The 20,595-nt window shown below is 37.7% G+C and carries 19 protein-coding genes; 15 read left to right on the plus strand and 4 right to left on the minus strand.

What is annotated here, in order from left to right:
* The first annotated feature begins 2 nt into the window (after positions 1 to 2).
* From OL225_RS04535 to OL225_RS04590, 12 genes are all read left to right on the plus strand, one after another.
* Positions 3 to 623 carry an alpha/beta hydrolase gene (locus OL225_RS04535; protein WP_264517417.1) on the plus strand — a complete coding sequence of 207 codons (621 nt, stop codon included), beginning with the start codon at positions 3 to 5 and terminating at the stop codon, positions 621 to 623.
* Between the two features lie 270 nt (positions 624 to 893).
* A complete protein-coding gene (locus OL225_RS04540; protein WP_264517418.1) occupies positions 894 to 2,504 on the plus strand; it encodes a Na+/H+ antiporter in 1,611 nt (536 codons plus the stop codon).
* Between the two features lie 152 nt (positions 2,505 to 2,656).
* Positions 2,657 to 2,968, plus strand: coding sequence for a hypothetical protein (locus OL225_RS04545; RefSeq protein WP_264517419.1), 312 nt, complete (start codon positions 2,657 to 2,659; stop codon positions 2,966 to 2,968).
* Between the two features lie 9 nt (positions 2,969 to 2,977).
* On the plus strand, positions 2,978 to 3,562 hold the full coding sequence (locus tag OL225_RS04550; protein WP_047378229.1) for a Crp/Fnr family transcriptional regulator: 585 nt from the start codon (positions 2,978 to 2,980) through the stop codon (positions 3,560 to 3,562).
* Between the two features lie 505 nt (positions 3,563 to 4,067).
* Positions 4,068 to 4,460: a Rid family hydrolase gene (locus tag OL225_RS04555; RefSeq protein ID WP_047378228.1), complete on the plus strand. Its 393-nt coding sequence runs from the start codon at positions 4,068 to 4,070 to the stop codon at positions 4,458 to 4,460.
* Positions 4,461 to 4,569: 109 nt separating this feature from the next.
* On the plus strand, positions 4,570 to 5,445 hold the full coding sequence (locus OL225_RS04560; protein WP_264517420.1) for a pirin family protein: 876 nt from the start codon (positions 4,570 to 4,572) through the stop codon (positions 5,443 to 5,445).
* A gap of 45 nt (positions 5,446 to 5,490) precedes the next feature.
* Positions 5,491 to 6,180, plus strand: a complete 690-nt coding sequence (locus tag OL225_RS04565; protein WP_264517421.1) for a hydrolase — start codon at positions 5,491 to 5,493, stop codon at positions 6,178 to 6,180.
* 59 nt (positions 6,181 to 6,239) lie between these two features.
* Complete coding sequence (locus OL225_RS04570; RefSeq protein ID WP_264517422.1) at positions 6,240 to 8,012, plus strand: amidohydrolase; 1,773 nt, start codon at positions 6,240 to 6,242, stop codon at positions 8,010 to 8,012.
* A 223-nt stretch (positions 8,013 to 8,235) separates the two neighbouring features.
* Positions 8,236 to 8,667 carry a DoxX family protein gene (locus OL225_RS04575; RefSeq protein ID WP_047378224.1) on the plus strand — a complete coding sequence of 144 codons (432 nt, stop codon included), beginning with the start codon at positions 8,236 to 8,238 and terminating at the stop codon, positions 8,665 to 8,667.
* Positions 8,664 to 10,031: an alginate export family protein gene (locus OL225_RS04580; RefSeq protein WP_264517423.1), complete on the plus strand. Its 1,368-nt coding sequence runs from the start codon at positions 8,664 to 8,666 to the stop codon at positions 10,029 to 10,031. Before OL225_RS04575 ends, OL225_RS04580 begins: the two co-directional genes overlap by 4 nt.
* A 313-nt stretch (positions 10,032 to 10,344) precedes the next feature.
* A complete protein-coding gene (locus OL225_RS04585) occupies positions 10,345 to 11,073 on the plus strand; it encodes a M17 family peptidase N-terminal domain-containing protein (RefSeq protein ID WP_264517424.1) in 729 nt (242 codons plus the stop codon).
* A gap of 506 nt (positions 11,074 to 11,579) precedes the next feature.
* A complete protein-coding gene (locus tag OL225_RS04590; protein ID WP_264517425.1) occupies positions 11,580 to 13,706 on the plus strand; it encodes a type IA DNA topoisomerase in 2,127 nt (708 codons plus the stop codon).
* A gap of 425 nt (positions 13,707 to 14,131) precedes the next feature.
* Here OL225_RS04590 and OL225_RS04595 read toward each other — a convergent pair whose 3' ends face one another.
* The 3 genes from OL225_RS04595 to OL225_RS04605 form a co-directional block, all read right to left on the minus strand.
* Entirely contained in the window at positions 14,132 to 14,623 is a 492-nt protein-coding gene (locus tag OL225_RS04595) for a hypothetical protein (protein WP_264517426.1), read from the minus strand.
* Positions 14,624 to 14,823: 200 nt separating this feature from the next.
* Complete coding sequence (locus tag OL225_RS04600; RefSeq protein WP_264517427.1) at positions 14,824 to 15,678, minus strand: helix-turn-helix domain-containing protein; 855 nt, start codon at positions 15,676 to 15,678, stop codon at positions 14,824 to 14,826.
* A gap of 210 nt (positions 15,679 to 15,888) precedes the next feature.
* On the minus strand, positions 15,889 to 16,311 hold the full coding sequence (locus tag OL225_RS04605) for a hypothetical protein (protein ID WP_264517428.1): 423 nt from the start codon (positions 16,309 to 16,311) through the stop codon (positions 15,889 to 15,891).
* 228 nt (positions 16,312 to 16,539) lie between these two features.
* Between OL225_RS04605 and OL225_RS04610 the strand changes: the two genes are divergently transcribed.
* On the plus strand, positions 16,540 to 16,962 hold the full coding sequence (locus OL225_RS04610; protein WP_047378218.1) for a PaaI family thioesterase: 423 nt from the start codon (positions 16,540 to 16,542) through the stop codon (positions 16,960 to 16,962).
* A 116-nt stretch (positions 16,963 to 17,078) separates the two neighbouring features.
* Positions 17,079 to 17,423, plus strand: coding sequence for a phage holin family protein (locus tag OL225_RS04615; RefSeq protein WP_047378217.1), 345 nt, complete (start codon positions 17,079 to 17,081; stop codon positions 17,421 to 17,423).
* A 52-nt stretch (positions 17,424 to 17,475) separates the two neighbouring features.
* Here the strand turns inward: OL225_RS04615 and OL225_RS04620 are convergent, their stop codons facing one another.
* Entirely contained in the window at positions 17,476 to 18,342 is an 867-nt protein-coding gene (locus OL225_RS04620; protein WP_264517429.1) for a chitobiase/beta-hexosaminidase C-terminal domain-containing protein, read from the minus strand.
* A gap of 205 nt (positions 18,343 to 18,547) precedes the next feature.
* Between OL225_RS04620 and OL225_RS04625 the strand changes: the two genes are divergently transcribed.
* Positions 18,548 to 20,542 carry a S9 family peptidase gene (locus OL225_RS04625; protein ID WP_047378215.1) on the plus strand — a complete coding sequence of 665 codons (1,995 nt, stop codon included), beginning with the start codon at positions 18,548 to 18,550 and terminating at the stop codon, positions 20,540 to 20,542.
* Positions 20,543 to 20,595 lie beyond the last annotated feature (53 nt).

Raw genomic sequence — 20,595 nt, forward strand, 5'->3', positions numbered from 1 at the left:
TAATGAGTCATATTTTAAATATAAAAACAGCAGGAATTCCATTACATCAGGCAGAAAAAGCTTTGATCATGATTCACGGACGCGGAGGAAGCGCTCAGGATATTCTGAGTTTATCCCAGCACCTGAATGTAAAAGATTATGCATTATTAGCCCCACAGGCTTTAAACCACACCTGGTATCCTTTTTCATTTATAGCTCCGGTAGAACAAAACGAACCTTGGTTATCATCTGCCCTTGAAATGGTAGAAGAAACAGTAAAAGCCGCTGTAAAAGCTGGAATTAAACCTGAAAATATATACTTTTTCGGATTTTCTCAAGGTGCTTGTCTTACTCTGGAGTTTTTGGCCCGTAATGCTCAGAAGTTTGGTGGAGCGGCGGCCATTATTGGCGGTGTGATAGGAGATAAGATCAATCGTGAAAATTATAAAGGTGATTTTGCCGGAACTCCGGTTTTTCTGGGAACCAGCAACCCTGATTTTCATGTTCCTATAGAAAGAGTATATGCTACAGCCAATATTTTAAGAGAAATGAATGCTGATGTAACAGAAAAAGTATATGCCAATTTTGGACACTCTATTAATGAGGAAGAAATTGAATTGGCCAACTCTATACTATTTAAGTAAGTGTTTTTAAGATGGAAGTGTGCAGTTTTTGCCATACTTCAGATATTTAAGTGAAGTTGAGATTCCTTCGGAATGACAAAGTATGCGCATTATCTATCCGTTCACATTGTCATTCCGAAGGAATCTAACCAAATGTATAAATTAGCATTCAATAGAGGTGGGTTCTAGCCTGCCAAACAAAAAACAAAAAATCATTGGTTTTAGCCAAAACTTACATAACCCCGAATCTGAAATCTAACTTCTAACCTCTAATTTCTAACTTCTAAAAACATGCACGAACAACTCCTTTTAATCCTGGGACTTTTATTACTCGTCATGCTGCTGGTAATGCTGGCACAGCGGATCAAAATTGCCTATCCTATCTTTCTGGTTCTCGCCGGATTGGGCATCAGCTTTATTCCGGGAGTACCTGTTCTAAAACTGGATCCGGAAATTATATTTCTGATTTTCTTACCCCCTCTTTTGTACGAAGCGGCCTGGTACACCTCATGGAATGATTTCTGGAAATGGAAACGTCCCATCAGTCTCTTGGCTTTTGGCTTGGTGTTTTTGACATCTCTGGTAGTGGCTTATACTTCACAAATGCTGATTCCGGGATTTACACTGGCATTAGGGTTTTTATTGGGAGGAATTGTTTCACCACCGGATGCTATTGCTGCCACCACAGTCTTAAAAGGATTAAAAGTCCCCAAACGTACTATTGCCATTCTGGAAGGAGAAAGTTTGATTAATGATGCCTCTTCACTGATTGTTTTCAGATTTGCGCTGGCAGCCGTAATGACAGGAGCTTTCTCAATGCATGAAGCAACGGGGCAGTTTTTTCTGGTAGCAGGAATGGGTGTGGTCATAGGAATTGCAGGGGCTCATGTTTTTTATGCCATTCACCGTTTTTTACCCACCACACCTGCAATTGATGCTGCCATTACAGTGATTACGCCTTATATTCTGTTTCTTTCTGCAGAACATTTTCATTTTTCGGGAGTAATGGCTGTGGTGAGCGGAGGGTTGTTTATGTCTTTCCGTGCTCATGAAATTTTTAAAACAGGAACTACAAGAATCAATATGACAGGAGTTTGGAATACTCTGATTTTTGTGATGAATGCTTTAGTCTTTGTATTAATAGGTCTGGAACTTCCGGATATCATCAATGGATTGGGTGAAATTTCATTAATGGAAGGAATCAAATATGGTTTAATTATAAGTTTGATCGTAATTGTAGTACGTCTGTTATGGATTTATCCTGTGGCTCATATTCCAAGGTGGCTGAGTGAAAAAGCCCGCCGCGATCCAAGTCCGGGATGGAAAAATCCATTAATTATAGGATGGGCAGGAATGAGAGGAGTTGTTTCTTTGGCTACAGCCCTGTCTATTCCGGTAATGATGAATACCCAGTCCGAATTTCCGATGAGAAACCTGATCATTTTTATCACATTTGTCGTTATTTTTGTTACATTGGTATTTCAGGGATTGACACTGCCTTTGGTGATCAGATTGACAAAAATCGAAGAAATCGATCCTATTCTTCCTTCTCATGAACAGCAGGCGGGAATTCAAATGAGACTGGATAAACTTGCAGTCCAAAAACTTGATAAAGAGTATAATGAATTGGTGAACAGCAATAGCCTGCTTGAAAATTTTAAAAAAGCTTTGGAAACCGATATCAAACTTCACCAGAACCATTTAAGCTCTTTGGAAATGTGTACCAACAGACGAAATGATATGGCAGAATATCATAACGTGATGCTGGATATATTTGCCCTGCAAAGAAAAGAACTGTTTCAAATGAAACGTGAAAAACGCTTCAGCGAAGACGAGATAAGAAAAGCCGAATCACAACTGGATCTGAATGAACTGAAAATTACAGGGAATAAGCACTTGTAGGAGGGATGCGAAGTTCGGGATACGAGTTTGAGGGTCGGAGGGTTTGAGAGTATCATAGTTATTTCATCTGGCTTTTATCCTTTACTCCAACAACATAAACATTGAACATTAAACCTTGAACCTTGAATTTTAAACATTAAACCTTGAACAAAATGAAAATATTACATTTTTTAGTCATGGGAAAGAACCAGGAAATTCTGGCTACTTTGAAAAGAATTATAGAAAATAATGAAGGCTGGACAGCAGAAATACAAAGTGATGAAAATTTCTGCTATGAATACATAAAAAATAATATAGTAGACATAGTCCTTTTAAGCTCCGGTTTAGAAGATGATTTTGAGAAAGATATAAAAATATTTTGCGCCGGGCTGGATAAAGATGTTAAAGTAATCGACCATTATGGAGGAGGAAGCGGACTTTTAAAGAATGAAGTTTACAGTCTTTTTCCTAATTTGCAGGGGTAAAATAAATTTATGTTTCAAAATATCATCAAAAATATCTCTCGATTTGTCACCTTAACTCCTGAAGAGGAAAAAATCTATGAGAACTTGTTAAAGCTTCAGAGTTTTCCAAAGAAAACACATCTTTTGCGCGAAGGAGAGATTTGTCAATTCGAGGGTTTTATAAAGAAGGGTTGTGTTCGGACTTATTATCTTGATGAAAATGGCTTTGAAGTGACACTTCTGTTTGCCGTTGAAGATTGGTGGATAACTGATATTGATTCGTTCAATAACAAAACACCCTCTAAGATTTTTATTGAAACTTTGGAAGATACAGAAATTTATATGCTGACCCCGGAAACGAAGGAGGTATTATTGCAGAAAGTTCCTAAGTTTGAAAGAGCTTTCCGAATGATGATGCAGAGGTATGTGGTGACGCTTCAAAACCGCTTGGTTAATACTATTTCTCAGCCTGCAACGGAACGTTACCTGGAATTTATAAGAGTTTATCCAACAATTCCGCAACGTGTGGCGCAGTATTATATAGCATCATATCTTGGTGTTTCAAAAGAATTTGTAAGTACCATCAGAAAGCGACTTGCTTCAAAAGAGAAATAAATCTTTGAGAATTTTTTACCTGCGGGTCGTGCATACAGACACGGATGATTATGAGAGTTTTTACTCATGATAATTTTACATATAAGACCAACCGTCAAAAATTCATTGAATTCTCGCCACCCTTCCAATGGAGGGGAATCATTACGTCTTCAGTTGAGATTTTGGATCAGAATTGGAATTTTTGTTGATACTTTTCTTATTTGAATAATACTGGCTGGATTCCTACGGAATGGCAAACTGTATGGGTAAGCCATTATTGCAATTGTGTCATTCCGTAGGAATCTAAATAAAGCTATTCTTTAAATTATTCTTTCAAATTAAATAGTTCCTAAGAGTAAATAAACACTCTTGCGTTTCCCCAAAAACAACAATCCAATATATTCATACTGCCGGATACTTTTGTATCAGGCATTTTTTTTTGCAAAAAGTGCTTTATTAAACTAGTTAAATTTTTAAGATTTCTATCTGCTCTACCTTTGTCTTATTAATTTAAAAAAATAAAAAAATGTCACAGGAAAACAAGACAGCAGAAGGCTTTGGGATGCCCTGGGAAAATATTTACGGATACGCACAAGCGGTAAAAAAAGGAAATACCGTCTGGATTTCCGGTCAATTAGGTCACAACAAAGATGGTGAACTGGCAGAAGGAATGGAAGCGCAGATGAAACAAACCTACGCGAATATCAAAGAATTGCTATCGAGATATGAGATGACAATGGAAAATGTAGTAGAAGAAGTGATTTATGCAATGGATATGGCAGCTGCATTTGAGGCAAGAAAAAATTTCAAAACAGAATTTTATGATGATCCTAAAACTGTAGCCAGTACAATGGTTGGAGTAAGCGGACTTGCATTGCCAGAGCAGCTTGTGGAAATTAAAATTATTGCAACGATATAAATTTATCAATGAATTTTCCAAAATCATCATTTATTAAACTAGTTAAATGTGCAGGGTTTCCGGTCTCTCTAAATTTGCACTATCAAACAACAACAAATAACAATCTGATATGGACAGAAAAGATTTTTTAAAGAAAGGATTATTGGGAACAGGAATGTTTGTAGCATCTGCTTCCTTAGCCAGTGCTATGAAAAATGACATCGACGAGATTGAGCCATTAGAACCCATCGGATACAATCATCTTCCCAATACAGAATCAAAAATAAAAGAAAACTCTGTCATCCACAGAGCAGATTCAAGAGGGAAAGCAGATCACGGATGGCTGTTGAGCCAGCACACTTTCAGTTTTGCCAATTATTATAATCCTGAAAGAATGCACTTCGGAGTATTGAGAGTCCTGAATGACGATAGAGTGGAGGCGGGAAGAGGTTTTGGAACGCACCCTCATGACAATATGGAAATCATCAGTATTCCTTTGGAAGGTGATCTTGAACACAAAGACAGCATGGGAAATACAGCAGTGATCAGAAGCGGAGATATCCAGGTGATGAGTGCAGGAACCGGAATCATGCACAGCGAATTCAACAAAAACAGTGATAAGCTGGTAAAATTCCTTCAAATCTGGATTTATCCTAAAAAGAGAAATGTTACACCAAGATATGACCAGATTACTTTAGACAAAACAAAAGGCCACAATCAGTTTCAACAGATTCTTTCTCCCAATGCTGATGATGAAGGTGTATGGATCCATCAGGACGCGTGGTTTCACCTGGGAACTTTTGATGAGAATAAAGAAACCCATTATCAGATCCGAAAAAAAGGAAACGGAGTCTATGTTTTTATCCTTAAAGGAAGCGCAGAAATAGGCGGAGAGACGATTGAAGAACGTGATGGATTCGGAGTCTGGGATATTCAGGAGATTAATATCAAAGCTATTAAAGAAGGTACAGAAATCCTTTTAATGGAAGTACCTATGACACTATAAATAAAAAATTCAACAGAAATAACAACACTTAAATTTTAAATTATCATGAAAAAATTAATCCTATCATTTGCAGCTGGTTTATTATCATTAACAGCAACAGCTCAAAACCCTGGGAAATCATTATTAAATCCTACGAATCATGCAGTGGTGCTTGTAGACCACGAAGGTCAAATGGCTTTCGCTACAAAAAGCATCAGCATGGAAGAATTAAGAAATAATGTAGCACTTGTAGCAGGAGGATCAAAAATATTTAATGTTCCTACAGTGGTAACAACGGTAGCTGAAAAATCATTCAGCGGACCTGTTTTCCCGGAAATTTCAGAAGTATATCCTGAGGCAACAAGCGGATATGTGGACAGAACTACTATGAATACTTGGGAAGATGTTAACGCTCACAAAGCCATTACTGGAAAAAATAAAAAGAAATTGGTTTTTGCCGGATTATGGACAAGTGTATGTATCGTAGGGCCTGTATTATCAGCAATTGACGAAGGATATGATGTATATGTGGTAACAGATGCTTCAGGGGATATTTCTAAAGAAGCTCACGATCAGTCAATCGCCCGTATGGTTCAGGCTGGGGCACATCCTATTACTTCTGTTCAGTATGTATTGGAACTGCAGAGAGACTGGGCAAGAAAAGAAACGTACAAACCGGTTAATGACCTGATGAAAAAACATGGTGGGGCTTACGGGATTGGAATTCAGTACGCTCAGGAAATGTTAAAACATTAATAGGGCTGTTTCGGCAGGCTGAAAGCCTGCCGAAACCTTCAAACTTAAATATTGAAATAATGAAACTACTGAATATACTTACACTTACCATGGTTTTTGCTACAGGAATTCTCCATGCTCAGAAAGCAGACATGATCATCACTAATGGGAAGATCACCACAATGGATGATAAAAATCCCGAAGTACAGGCTGTTGCTATAAAAGATCACAAAATCTTACAGGCAGGAACCAATGCTCAAATTTTAAAATTAAAAAACGGCAATACAAAAGTCATTGATGCCAAAGGAAACAGAGTGATTCCGGGATTGTTTGACAGCCACTTGCATGTAATTCGCGGAGGCAGATTTTATAATACAGAACTTCGCTGGGATGGAGTAAAATCGTTGAAAAGAGCTTTAGAAATGTTGAAAGAACAGGCTCAGCGAACTCCCAAAGGACAATGGGTAAGAGTAATCGGAGGCTGGAATGAATATCAGTTTGAAGAAAAACGGCTTCCCACATTGGCTGAAATTAATGAAGCAACAGGAAATGTACCCACTTTCATCATGTATCTCTACGGAAAAGCCTGGTTAAATAAAGCCGGATTAAAAGAACTGAATATCAACGAAGATACTCCAAACCCTGCACAAGGTCTGATCGAAAAAGACAATAACGGAGATCCTACAGGACTACTGGTGGCAGAACCCAATGCATTTATCCTTTATTCAACATTGGCGAAACTGCCGGAGCTGAAAGAAGAAGAAAAAGTAAATTCTACCCTCCAGTATATGACCGAACTGAACAGATTAGGAGTAACCGCTGTAATGGATGCAGGAGGTGGATTCCAGAATTTTCCGGACGACTACGGAACAACAGATCAACTGAATAAACAGGGAAAAATTACTGTTCGTCTTCCTTACTATTTATTTGCTCAAAAGAAAGGTTCCGAACTTGCAGATTACACCAAATGGACAGGAATGGTAGAGATTGATGACCATGGTCACAATGATTTTAATGAAATAGACTATCATGTCAACGGAGGAGGGGAAAACCTGGTATCAGACGGAGCCGATTTTGAAAACTTCCTTTTCCCAAGACCGGAACTTCCAGCTACTATGGAAAAGAATATGAAAGATGTAGTAAGTCTTCTGGTAAAAAATAAATGGCCTTTCAGAATTCATGCAACGTATAATGAAAGCATCACCAGATTTTTAAATGTCATTGAAGAAGTCAATAAAGAGACTCCTTTGAACGGATTAGTCTGGTTTATTGATCATGCCGAAACCGTGACTGAAGACAATATGAAAAGAATTAAAGCATTGGGTGGAGGAATTGCAGTACAGCACAGAATGGCGTATCAGGGTGAAAGTTTCATCCACAGATATGGTAAAAAACCAGCTTTAGCTTCCCCACCGGTGAAAAAAATGCTTGAAATGGGAATTCCTGTCGGACTGGGAACAGACGGAACAAGAGTAGCAAGCTACAATCCATGGGTTGCTTTATACTGGATCACGACAGGAAAAACAATAGGAGGAAACCAGGTAATGGGCAAAGAAAATACACTGGATAGAAAAACAGCATTATCTCTTTCTACTTATGGAGGGTATGAACTCATAAAAGACTATCAGAAAGGAAAAATACAGAAAGGATACTTTGCGGACCTTACCATTTTGGATAAAGATTATTTCACGGTCAATGATGAAGAAATCAAAAACATCACTTCAAAACTTACAATCGTAGACGGAAAAGTAGTGTACGGAGACGAAACCTACAAAACAGCAGCTCCAGCACCGCTTCCAGTAATCCCGGATTGGTCACCGGTAAAATATTACGGAGGGTATCAGACAAAATAATTGGTAAGCAATAAGGACTAATATTTCATTTGTATACAAATATTTCAACTGAAGGAGTAAAAATTCCCCTCCCTTGGAGGGTGGCAAAAATTCAAAGAATTTTTGACGGGGTGGTCTTACACGCAAAACCATCAACAGTATAAAATAACCACAATCATCCGTGTCAATCCGTGCAATCTGCGGTTAAAAAAACAAAAATAAACCTTAAAACTTCATTCCAATCATGAAAAAAATAATCCATATCATCACCAATACCAGTCCGGAAAGAAAATTAACCGATGCTGCACTTTTAGTATTCAGAATCTTACTTTCGGTAGAATTGATCGTAGCCCACGGATTGAAAAAAATAGGAGTAGGTGTTTCAGAAGCAGAGCAGGTGCCCAACCCGCTGCATCTTCCCGAAGCATTCAACAGCCTTTTTGCTGATGCTGCCAATCTGGTATTTCCGGTATTTGTGATCTTTGGCTTTTTCACGAGAATAGCAGTATTACCCATTTTGGCTGTAACACTTACAGGATATTTTATTCTCCATTGGAATGATGCATTACTGGTGAAAGATACTCCTTTTATGTACAGTTTGTGTTACCTTTTTCTAATGTTTATGGGGGCTGGGAAATATTCGGTTGATCATTATTTAACAAAGAAATCATCATGAAAAAACTGATTGCCATTGTACTCTTGCTGCAGATTTTTATTCCGGTTCAGTTATCTGCTCAGTTCAGGCTGATGAGGTTTGATGAAGATTATGCTTCTTATCAAGATTCTGCAAAGACTTTTTATAACTCCATAAAATATATACCGCTTGCAGAAAAAAATAACAATTATCTGTCAGTAGGAGGAGAAGCAAGACTGGAATTTGTAGATTTTAATAATGAAGATTGGGGAAGAATGGATATCGGAAGCAATCCTTTTCTGATCCAAAGATATAACGTACATGCAGATCTGCATCTGGGCTCACGGGTAAGAATTTTCGGGCAGGTGAGAAGTGCCTGGGAAAACGGACGAAAGAATGGTCCGCGACCTATTGACGAGGATCATTTGAATATTCAGAATCTCTTCATTGATGTGGATATCCTGAAAAATGAGAAAGAAAAACTGACGGTGCGTGCAGGAAGACAGGAGCTGGATTATGGAAGCGGAAGACTGATCTCGGTAAGAGAAGGTCCGAATTTAAGACTGTATTTTGATGGATTGAAATTTATGTACAAAAGAGGAAATTTCAGATCTGATGCGTTTATGATGGCAGCCAGTGAAATCAGTCCGGGAGCATTCGATAATACATCTTCAAAATCAGTTAACCTTTGGGGAAGTTACAATACATGGATTATCCCCAGAAGCGGAAACCTGGAGCTGTATTATTTGGGAATTCACAGAAAGGATGTACGTTTTGAGGATGGGCTTTCAGATGAGAACAGACACACTTTTGGCGGGAGGTTCTGGAAATATGGAGGAGGCTTTATTTACAATTTTGAAGCAGCCTATCAGTTCGGTAACTTTAATAAAGGAAATATCAGCGCATGGACAGCTTCTGCAGACATCGGATATATGTTTGAAAATGTAAAAGGAAAACCAACCATCAACCTTAGAAACGATTATATTTCAGGAGACAGTAATAAAGGAGACGGAACATTGGGAACTTTCAATCCTTTGTACCCGAAAGGCGGCTATTTTGGATTTAATCCTCAGATCGGTCCGGTGAATTTAATTGATATTCATCCTTATGCAACCATTGATTTAGGTAAAAAAATAACCGTTCAGGCAGACGTAGTTTTCAATTGGAGATATTCTACCCAGGACGGGATTTACAGACCCAGCGGAACATTGAACCTTCCTTCGTCAAACTCAAAAAAGAGATACATCGGAACAGCTTTCTTAGGAAGTTTTAATTATAAGATCAATACATTTTTAACCTTTAATACCGGAATACAATACTTCAATACCGGAGCCTTTATCAACGATGTAATCGACAACCACAAAGATGGACTCTTTATCAACTCCAGAATTGTATTTAAATTTTAATAGACATAACAACATAAATAAATCCCGTAACAAAAAAAATCTCGTACCTCGTAACTCGCACCTCGAATCCCGTACCCATAACAAAAAATTACCCCACATCAATGCCCCTTTCCATCACAGAAACTACCTTTGAAAAAGAAATAGCCGGAGCGGAGCGACTTGCGCCTTAAAAATTTAAACCTTAAAAAACTTAGCGTCTTTGCGTTATCCAACAAACAACCTTTACAACCCGTATCTCGCATCCCCGAAACTCATAACTCGAAACAAAAATAACCAGCAACCAACAACAAAAACCAACAAAAAAATAAATCTCATGAAAAATACACTAAAACACTCACTGGTAATAGCAGCTTTAGCATTATCTACACTAAGCTTTGCACAAACCACCACCACAGCACCTGCAAAAACAACAGCCATAGGAACCTCTAAAACATGGGGAACCGTAGACGGAATCTCTATGGTAGGATTAGTTCAGGGACCTTCTTCAGCAGAGGCCCAGCTTCAGGTAGCCTGTGTTTTTGAATATACAGAAGGAGACATCTTCAATGCTCAGGCATTACCCGCTAAATTGAATGGATTAGTTCACCTTGATGAAGCTTTGAAAGGAGAGCTGACGAACCTTAGAAAAACAGGACAGTTTCAGGGACATTCTTTGGAAACCATTTTAATTACTCCTCCTGCAGGGTCTATGTCTGCAAAGAAATTATTATTGATCGGTTTGGGTGACCGTAACAAGTTCACACCAGACTTAATGACTTCCGTAGGAGAAGTGGCGGCCCGTGAAGCTATGAGATTGGGTGTTACCAACTTTGCCTTTGCCAGTGACCTGAAAGATGCAGGAATAGATTCTCCAACCGCTTTGGTAGCCGGAAATGTAGTAAGAGGAATCGTTCACGCCAACCGTTCTGAAAATTACCTGAAAGAACACAAACTTTCCACCACAAAAAAATTAGAAAAAGTATATCTTCTGGCTGGTCCTGCCTTCTTTGAAACCGCAGGCGGAGGAATTACCGATGCCATTTCAGAAGCCCAAAAGAAATAATGAACCTGGTTTCATTACATTGTTGATTCGGCCTCCTTTTTTAAGGGGGCTTTTTGTATAAGAAGGATCACGATTATATATCTACTAAGCAATTATTTAAATATAAAATTTTAGCTTAAATCTTTTAATTCTAAGCAGTATTGAATATAGATACCTCAAAAATGTCATTCTGAATGGAATGTAGTGAAGAATCTCATTTAATTATCAATAAGATTCTTCCTTCGTTAGAATGACAGAAGACGATTGATAGACCGTTGGCATGATCTCTTTTTAAATAGGGTAGATTATCCTTTCGCTTCATCAGCGACTTTAATCGCATTTCTTTGCTCCCTCAAATATATAATAGAATCCAATAACCTTTGCGTTTAAATACATTGTAAAACTTCACATCTTTAGAATACAGAACTTAATTTCCTCTCTCTCAGATGTAACCCTTCAACATCCAACTAAATTTGCAATGTCAAAAAAAATCCCGATTTTTGCACTCCTTCTATAAACCCGAGTTCATGAAATTATGTATTGCCGAGAAACCCAGTGTTGCCAGAGATATCGCCAAAGTATTGGGCGCTACCACGCCTAAACAAGGCTATATGGAAGGAAACGGCTATTGCGTAACATGGACGTTCGGACACCTTTGTACCCTGAAAGAACCGCACGACTACGGTCCACAGTTCAAATCCTGGAACCTTTTTTCATTACCAATTATTCCCAGTAGTTTTGGTATTAAGCTGATCCCGAATAAAGGCGTTGAAAATCAGTTTAAAGTGATTGAAAGATTGGTCGAAGAATGTGATGAGGTCATTAACTGTGGGGATGCCGGGCAGGAGGGAGAACTCATTCAGCGTTGGGTATTACAGAAAGCAAAATGCAACAAACCCATCCAGCGTTTATGGATTTCTTCATTGACGGAAGATGCCATTAAAGAAGGTTTTGCGAGCTTAAAACCAGCGGAAGATTATAAAAACCTGTATCTGGCTGGAAATGCTAGAGCCATAGGAGATTGGTTGTTAGGAATCAACGCTACGAGGCTTTTTACCAAGAAATTTGGCGGAAATAAAGCTGTTCTTTCCATTGGAAGAGTGCAAACCCCAACATTGGCCATGCTGGTGCAGCGTCAGAAAGAAATTGATGCCTTTACCACAGAAGAATATTGGGAATTGAAGACCAAATACCGTGACGTTATTTTCAATGCAGCGATTGACCGATTAAAAACACTGGAACGTGCTGAAAAAGGATTGGAATATCTTAAAGTAAATCCATTTGAAATCGTTTCTTTCGAAATTAAAGAAGGAAAAGAGAAAAATCCACGACTTTTCGATTTGACCGGACTTCAGGTAGAAGCCAATAAAAAGTATGGGTATTCAGCAGAAAATACGTTGAATTATATCCAAAGCCTTTATGAAAAGAAACATGTGACTTATCCACGTGTTGATACCACTTATCTATCCGAAAGTTTATATCCGAAAATATCAGGGATTCTTCAAAAAATGTACCCTTATCAGGATCTGATTGCTCCATTACTGGAAGCTCCGATTCCAAAATCAAAAGCTGTTTTCGACGATACAAAAGTAACCGATCACCATGCGATCATTCCTACGGAAATTCCACCTTCTCAAAATCTGAGCAGGGAAGAAAAACTGATTTATGATCTGATAGCAAAACGTTTTATCGCTGTATTCTATCCGGAATGTAAAATTTCCAATACATTGGTAGAAGGAAAAGTAGGAACTATCCCTTTCAAAACCAGTGGAAGACAGGTTCTTGAAGCAGGATGGAGAGCTGTTTACGCCAAAGAACCGAAAGAGGAAACCACAGACAAGGAAAAAGAAAAAGAGGAAGAACAAACCATCCCTGAATTTATTGTAGGAGAAACCGGCCCACACGATCCGATGATTCATCAGGGAAAAACCACTCCTCCAAAGCCTTACACCGAAGCAACGTTGCTGAGAGCCATGGAAACTGCCGGAAAGCAGGTAGAAGATGAAGAACTGCGTGAAATGCTGAAGAACAACGGGATCGGAAGACCATCCACCCGTGCGAATATCATCGAAACCCTTTTCAAGAGAAAATACATTGAGAAAAAAAGGAAAAACCTCATCGCAACCCAAACCGGAATTCAGCTGATAGATACCATCGAGGACGAGCTGTTAAAAAGTCCGGAACTGACCGGGGAATGGGAATCAAAACTTCGTAAAATTGAAAAAGGAGAGTATGAAGCCAATCTTTTCAAAGAAGAACTGATTCAGATGGTTACTGAACTTACCGAGAAAGTAGTGTACGGAAAAGGAAAAGTGATTACCCTTCAGGAAGAGGAAAAAGAAGAAGTGAAGGAGAAGAAAAAAAGAGAACCTGCACAGAAAAAAGAACTTCAGTCCTGGGAAGAAACAAAATGTCCGAAATGTAAAGAACACAATCTGATCAAAGGAAAAACAGCAGTAGGGTGTTCCGATTTCAAAAACTGTGGCTTTAAAATAACTTTTGAAATTTTTGGTAAGAAATTATCAGATAAACAGCTTTTAGATCTCGTTTTAAAAGGAAAAACTTCAAAATTAAAAGGTTTTACCACACATCCGGAAGCTATTACAGAAGGAGTTCTGACGTTAAGTGATGACTTTCAGACACAACTTAGCTAATCAATAGTATCTGATCCAAAATTTGTCAAGTTTTTGTCCATGATTCCGGGAAAACAGATTAAATAGCATCATTGGGTGGAGAATACGGGATTCGAACCCGTGACCTTTTGACTGCCAGTCAAACGTGATAGTTTTTTGACATTATCACATTTTATCGGAGATAAAATCTTTACACCTTAAAAATACACAGTTTAGAAAGACCTTGCGCCTCCGCGTTTTCCAACCCATCTATACAGAGATTCCTACGGAATGACAAACTGTACGGATAAACTAAGCGTAGTATTTGTCATTCCGCAGGAATCTATCCTTACCCTATTTACCAATACTACAACTGAAGACGTAAAAATTCCCCTCTTTTGGAGGGGTGGCAAAAATTCAAAGAATTTTTGACGGGGTGGTTTTACAATTTTTTGAACGCCTTATTATCATGAAATTTCAACATTCTCTCTTTTCTGCTTTATAAACTGAAAAACAGATCCAGCAATAAAAAGCAGGAAAAGGATCAGAAGAGTCTGCCCAATGATCGGATCTTTGATGTCTTTAGCCAAAGGATGACCTATCGGAACTCTTGTGAAAGTTTCATTAATAGTTGGGACAAGGGACAGAAAAAAGCTGAATGACAGCAGGAAGTTCTCAAAATATCTGGCTCTATTGACATCCTTTTTACTTGAAAAAAGGAAATAGGCAACAAAGATCAATACTAGGATGAATAATGAGAATACATGTCCTGCATTGAAACCACCATTTTTTGAGATGCCTAATGCGGTAAGTGAGGTGATGGCAGTAGCATAAAAATAAACTTTTCCTGACGGCTGGGCCAGATTGATTTTACCATATTTGATAAACCCTATGATGGCGCCAACAAGTGCTGCAATGCCAATAATGGTGTGAAAAATTCCTAAACTTGATAGATTCATATTGATTTTATTTTAAATTTATACTCATAAGTCTGAGCTACAGACATACTTCTATTCCCTGAAGCTGACGGTACAAATTTGCGATAGAAACACAGAAATGACTTTGTGATTTAGTTCAAGAATTTGAGATTTTAGTCCAGAAAATATTATTCCTTATTGAAATAAGAAATGTCCTTATCATTGTATAAAATGCTTTTCAATTATTTTTCTTTCTGTTGATGACGGTAATTGGAAGGAGTGACAAGATATTTGTCGCTGAAATTTTTTGTGAAAGTAGCCAGATCATTAAATCCGCAGTCCAATGCGATATCAGTAATGCGTTCATCGGATATTAAAAGTAATTCGGCAGCTTTTTCCAGCTTTTTGTTTCTTATATAGTTGGCAGGAGTATCATTATAGAGTTTTGCGAATTCTCTTTTGAAGGATGATATACTCAGATTACATTGTTCCGCAAGCTGTTCAATGGTGAGTTGTGAAAATAAGCTGGCTTCAATGATTTGCTTAAAAGAATAAGTTGTTGGAGAGAAAAGTTGAGACAAAATCAATTGAATGGTATTTGCATTCTGTGATTGGGCGAGCAGCAACATAATCTCTTTCAGTTTAAGTATTAATATATCTTCATTAATGAGTGAAGGATTTTCAAAGTAAAAAAGCAATCCTTCTACATATTTTTGAATTAGAAAATCATTATTTATTTTCTCACTGGACGGAGTTGAAGTATTATTGGCAGGTCTTTGCAGTAATAAAGGCAATTCTCTGTCATAGATTCTTTTCAAAATATCCGGGTAGAAAGTAACGATTACGACCTGACAATTATCCTCTGAATTTGAATTTTGAATATGCTTTCCAGAACTGATACAGTTCAGAAACAGGGAATAATGGGTAGGAACATCAAATTCCTGCTCATCTGTTTTATATTGAAATTCTCCTTTAATCACATACAGAAAACAGGCTTGCTCCGAAACCGGAAAATCATATCTGAATGGGCCCGTCATATCAATTTTCTGTATCAGAGTCTTTCCAAACAATTCGTATTTTTTATAATCATTCAGCATAATGGATGAAGTTCGTTTTGAATTGAATCATGTGAAAGTTAAAAAAAATTCTTGTAAAATGTAGCCTATCCGTACACCTTGTCATTCTGAAGGAATCCAGTCTTGTACTTTTATAATCTTTGTCCTACTACAAATACTACAACTGAAGGCGTGAAAATTTCCCTCTTCCGGAGGGGGGACGAAAATTCAAAGAGTTTTTGACGGGGTGGTTTACCGGAACAATTTCTCATGCCAGCCACTAACATCATTTTTAATCTCCTCATGATGCTTGCACAAAATCGCAGCCAGTTCCAGCTCTGATCTTTCAGATTTATAAGGATTCACAGTAAGAAACCCAAAGAAATTTCCATCCTGATCTACAATTGCCGGAGGATAAGCTCCATACTCATTCCATGGAGAGTAGGTGCTGTAGGGACTTCCGTAATTTCCATAGGCATTCCAGATAGATTTTGAACTGAAGGCATTTCCATAATCGCTAAACTTGTTCCATATCGAATTCTTATCAAACTTATCACAGTTTAAGCATCCCAGATATTGGTCCTGATCTGCGCCGCCATACAAATGCAGAGTCTGCGCCTGGAAACTGGAGCCTGCCACTAAACCTAAAAATTGGAAAAACCTTTTTAAACCCATAGTAAAGCTTTTCTGCAAAGCTAATCTTTTGAACTGAAAAATTTTGATTATTGCTGAACAAACCACATATCAGCAAACCTATAAGGTTTAAATATTCATGTAGAAATTAAACAGCAGCATAAGTTTATATCAGTTCCTTCAAAGCTTCTTGCCACTGGAAAATTTTTAATCTTTAAATTCTTTAATCTTTAAATCAATTTCTACCTTTACATACAAATTCAAAAAGTAATGACTCCAGAAAAAAGAAAACTCATCACAGACAGCTTCAACCGTTCGGAAACTTTACAGTTCTATAAAGCAGAACTGCTGGAAGTAGAAACCGATTTTATATCCATGAAGATTCCTAAAATGGAAATGATGACCAGGAAAGCCGGAATGTTTAATGGGGCTATGATTGCTTCTTTGGTAGATGTTTCTTCAGGTTATGCAGCGGTGAGCCATTACGCAGAAGACTGTTATGTGGTAACTGTTGAATTGAAAGTGAATTACCTTCGTCCTGCCATGGGTGATGCTTTGGTTTCAAAATCCTATGTCATCAAAGGCGGAGGGAAAATCATTGTGGTGAGAACAGAAATCTATGTTCAGACTGAAGGATCAGACTCAGAAAGCCATGTGGCGACTTCATTGGTCACAATGATGAAAATAAAATAAAACATTAAAGAAAAAAAGACAAGATATTCCTTAAATAAAGGGTTTCAAAGGATTCTTTTTTCCGGAATGGAATGGCTTTTGCTCCATACACCCCATAAACATTAAAAAATAACTCAATGAACTTAATTATCCGATTATTTGTAACAGCAATTGTAGCTTATCTTTTAACTAAAATCTTACCGGGAGTACATTTTGAAGGATTTTCTTCAGCCATTATCTTTGCTATTGTGCTAGGGGTTCTTAACATATTTGTAAAGCCTATTTTAAGCCTGTTCGGTCTGCCGTTGACCATTCTTACATTAGGATTCTTTGCTTTGGTAATCAATGCCGGAATTATCCTGATTGCAGACTACTTCATAGATAGTATGGTGGTAGATGGTTTCTGGTGGGCATTTATCTTCAGTATATTATTGTCAATCGTGACGTCTCTGGCGAATTCAATGTTCTCAGATGGAGATTAATTAAAATCATAATAAATCAAAATAAAAAAATCCGCTCAACGAGCGGATTTTTTTATTTTTTAATGAATTTCAGTAAAACCAAATTTCCCTGCTGGTCTTTCAGTTTTAGAAAGTAATTTCCAGAAATAAGCTGATTAATTAAAATTTCTTTTACAAACTGACCCTTTACAATAGCTCTTCCGTTCACATCTGTAATTTCATATTCCTTGAAGTTTCTGTCTGTATTCACCTTTAAAACATCTGAAACAGGATTCGGATAAACCTTGATCAAAACGGTGTTGTTTTTAAGCTGTGTTTCATGAGCTGCCAAAAACAGGCATGAAGGTGGAGTTGTTATCACTCCATCTGTAAAATCATAATACAAAGTACTTCCCATCGGAATCAAATTCGTACTGATGGCCGGAGGAATATTTTCAAAAAGAGAACAATTATTAAAACGTACATTGGCATTTTCAAAATTTCTGGTGATTTTGTACCAGGTTTCACATCCTGCAGGCTGCATCACTATTCCGGGCCATAACGTATCTATTGCAAATCCGTTAATTGAATTGGGATTAATCATATCAATCATGACACAGCTTCCGCCCGTCCAGGTAGAAGGTGCTTTAAAATAAATAACAGCATCAGGAATACTTCCCGTATAATATTTTTTACTGATGATAGCTGAGGAATTTCCCTGTCCGTTAACAAGAAATGCTTTGATTTCTTTATTCTGGTCGATAGGAATCTGCACATTGTTGAGGGCAGAACTAGAACTTAGTGTGGGTGTACTTCCATCAGTCGTATAATAAATTGTGCCGTTTCCTGAAATAATGGCTTGATAAGGATTATCATAATGACTTGCAAAAGGACTTATCGTTAACTGTGAAAAAAAGAATGATGATAGAAGAAATGACGAAATAAGCAGAAACTTTTTCATGAAATATGGGTATTAGTTTGTTTTTTATAAAATTAATGAATTTACCAATTGATAAATGATTTACTTTAAACTTTAGAAAACTTAAATGTTAATTCTTTCGTTAATTTTATTTTAATAGTTAACTTTGGCAATCTTTGAGTTTAATAAAAGGAGGGTATGAAATCAGCAGGATTCCGTACATCCGTTAAAAAATGAATATCAACATATGAAACTTAAGTACAGTCTGCTGGCCTTGGCAGCTCCGCTTTTAATGAATGCACAACAAGTAATGACGCCTGAAATTCTTTGGACTTTGAAAAAAGTTGGAGTACAGGCTGTTTCACCGGATCAGGGTTCTCTTATCTATAAAGTAGGACAGGTTGATCTGAAAACAGAAAAAACAAAAAATGAGAACTATTTTCTGAATGTTCTTAATAATCAGTCTTCCAAAATTGATTTCGGTAAAAAAGCCCTTATTCAATGGGATAAAAATGGGATTTATGCTCAGGAAGGTGATAAAATTTATCTTTCTAAAGATGCAGGAAAAACCTGGACAGAATTTTATACCATTGGTGAAGTAGACAATATCGTAATTTCTCCGGACGGGAAGAAAATTGCTTTCAGCAAGCAGGTATTGGTAGAAAAAGTAATGGGGAAAGATAAATTCAGCGATACTCCTAAAACTACGGCTCAGGTGTATACAGATCTGAACCACAGACACTGGGATTATTTCAATGAAGGAAAATACAACCATGTATTTGTAGTGAATACTTCTGATAAAGCAGAATCAGCTAAAGACCTGCTGGAAGGAAAAATGTGGGATTCTCCTCAGAGACCTTTCGGGGGTGCTGAAGACTTTATCTGGAGTTCAGATTCTGCACAGCTTTTATATGTTACAAAACCTAAAAGTGGAAAAGACTATTCTACAAGTACCAATACAGATATTTTTGCTTACGATTTAGCATCAGGAACAACCAAAAATCTTACAGAATCCAACAAAGGATATGATGTAAATCCTAAATTCAGTCCGGATGGAAAATCTTTGATCTGGCAGAGCATGGCCAGAGATGGATATGAAGCAGATAAGAATGATGTGAAAATCATGGATTGGAAGTCAGGAAAGACAACTAATTTAACTTCTGGTTGGGATGAAAGTGTTTCAGGAGATGTACTTTGGGGTGCAGATTCAAAAACGATCTACTTCACAGCAGCGTTCAGAGGAACAAAACAGCTTTTTGCTCTGGATTCAAAATCAGCAAAAGTACAACAGATTACGAAAGGAGATTTTGACGTAAACGAAATCTTTACAGACAATAAAAATTCACTTTTAGTAGGAAGAACAGATGTAAACCATGCCACAGAATTATTCTCTGTAAACGTTAAAAACGGAGAAATGAAGCAGGTGACTGAAGCCAATAAAGAAACATATGCTAAGCTGGCTCAGGGGAAATCTGAACTTAAGATGGTGAAGACTTCAGACGGTAAGGAAATGGGCGTGTGGTTCCACTATCCGCCAAACTTTGACCCAAACAAAAAATATCCTACTTTGGTATACTGCCAGGGTGGTCCGCAGTCTGCTCTTACTCAGTTTTTCAGCGTAAGATGGAACTTTGCCCTGATGACAGCCAACGACTATATCGTGGTAGCACCAAACAGAAGAGGTATGCCAGGCTGGGGTACAAAATGGAATGAAGAGATTTCAAGAGACTGGGGCGGGCAGCCAATGAGAGATTATCTGGCAGCAACAGACTTTGCGAAAACTTTACCATATGTAGACGGAGACAGAGTAGCCGCAGTAGGAGCGAGTTACGGAGGATACAGCGTATTTATGCTGGCAGGAATCCATGAAAACAGATTCAAAACATTCATCGCTCATGATGGATTATTTGATATGAAATCATGGTATCTTACTACTGAAGAGCTTTGGTTTGCAAACTGGGATCTTGGTTCACCATGGGAAAAACCACAGCCAAAAGCTTATACAGAATTCAATCCAAGCAATTTTGTAGATAAATGGAATAAACCTATCATGATCGTTCAGGGAGGAATTGATTTCCGTGTTCCTTACGAGCAGGGACAGGAAGCTTTCCAGGCTGCAAAATTAAGAGGATTAAAATCTAAACTGGTGTACTTCCCGAACGAAAATCACTGGGTACTTCATCCACAAAACGGATTGGTATGGCAGAGAGAATTCTTTGATTGGTTGAAAGAAACTTTATAATAGAAACAAAATAAATATCAATAGGAGTGGGCTTTAGCCCGCTTTTTTTATGC

The sequence above is a fragment of the Chryseobacterium viscerum genome (assembly GCF_025949665.1).
Lineage (GTDB): Bacteria > Bacteroidota > Bacteroidia > Flavobacteriales > Weeksellaceae > Chryseobacterium > Chryseobacterium viscerum_A.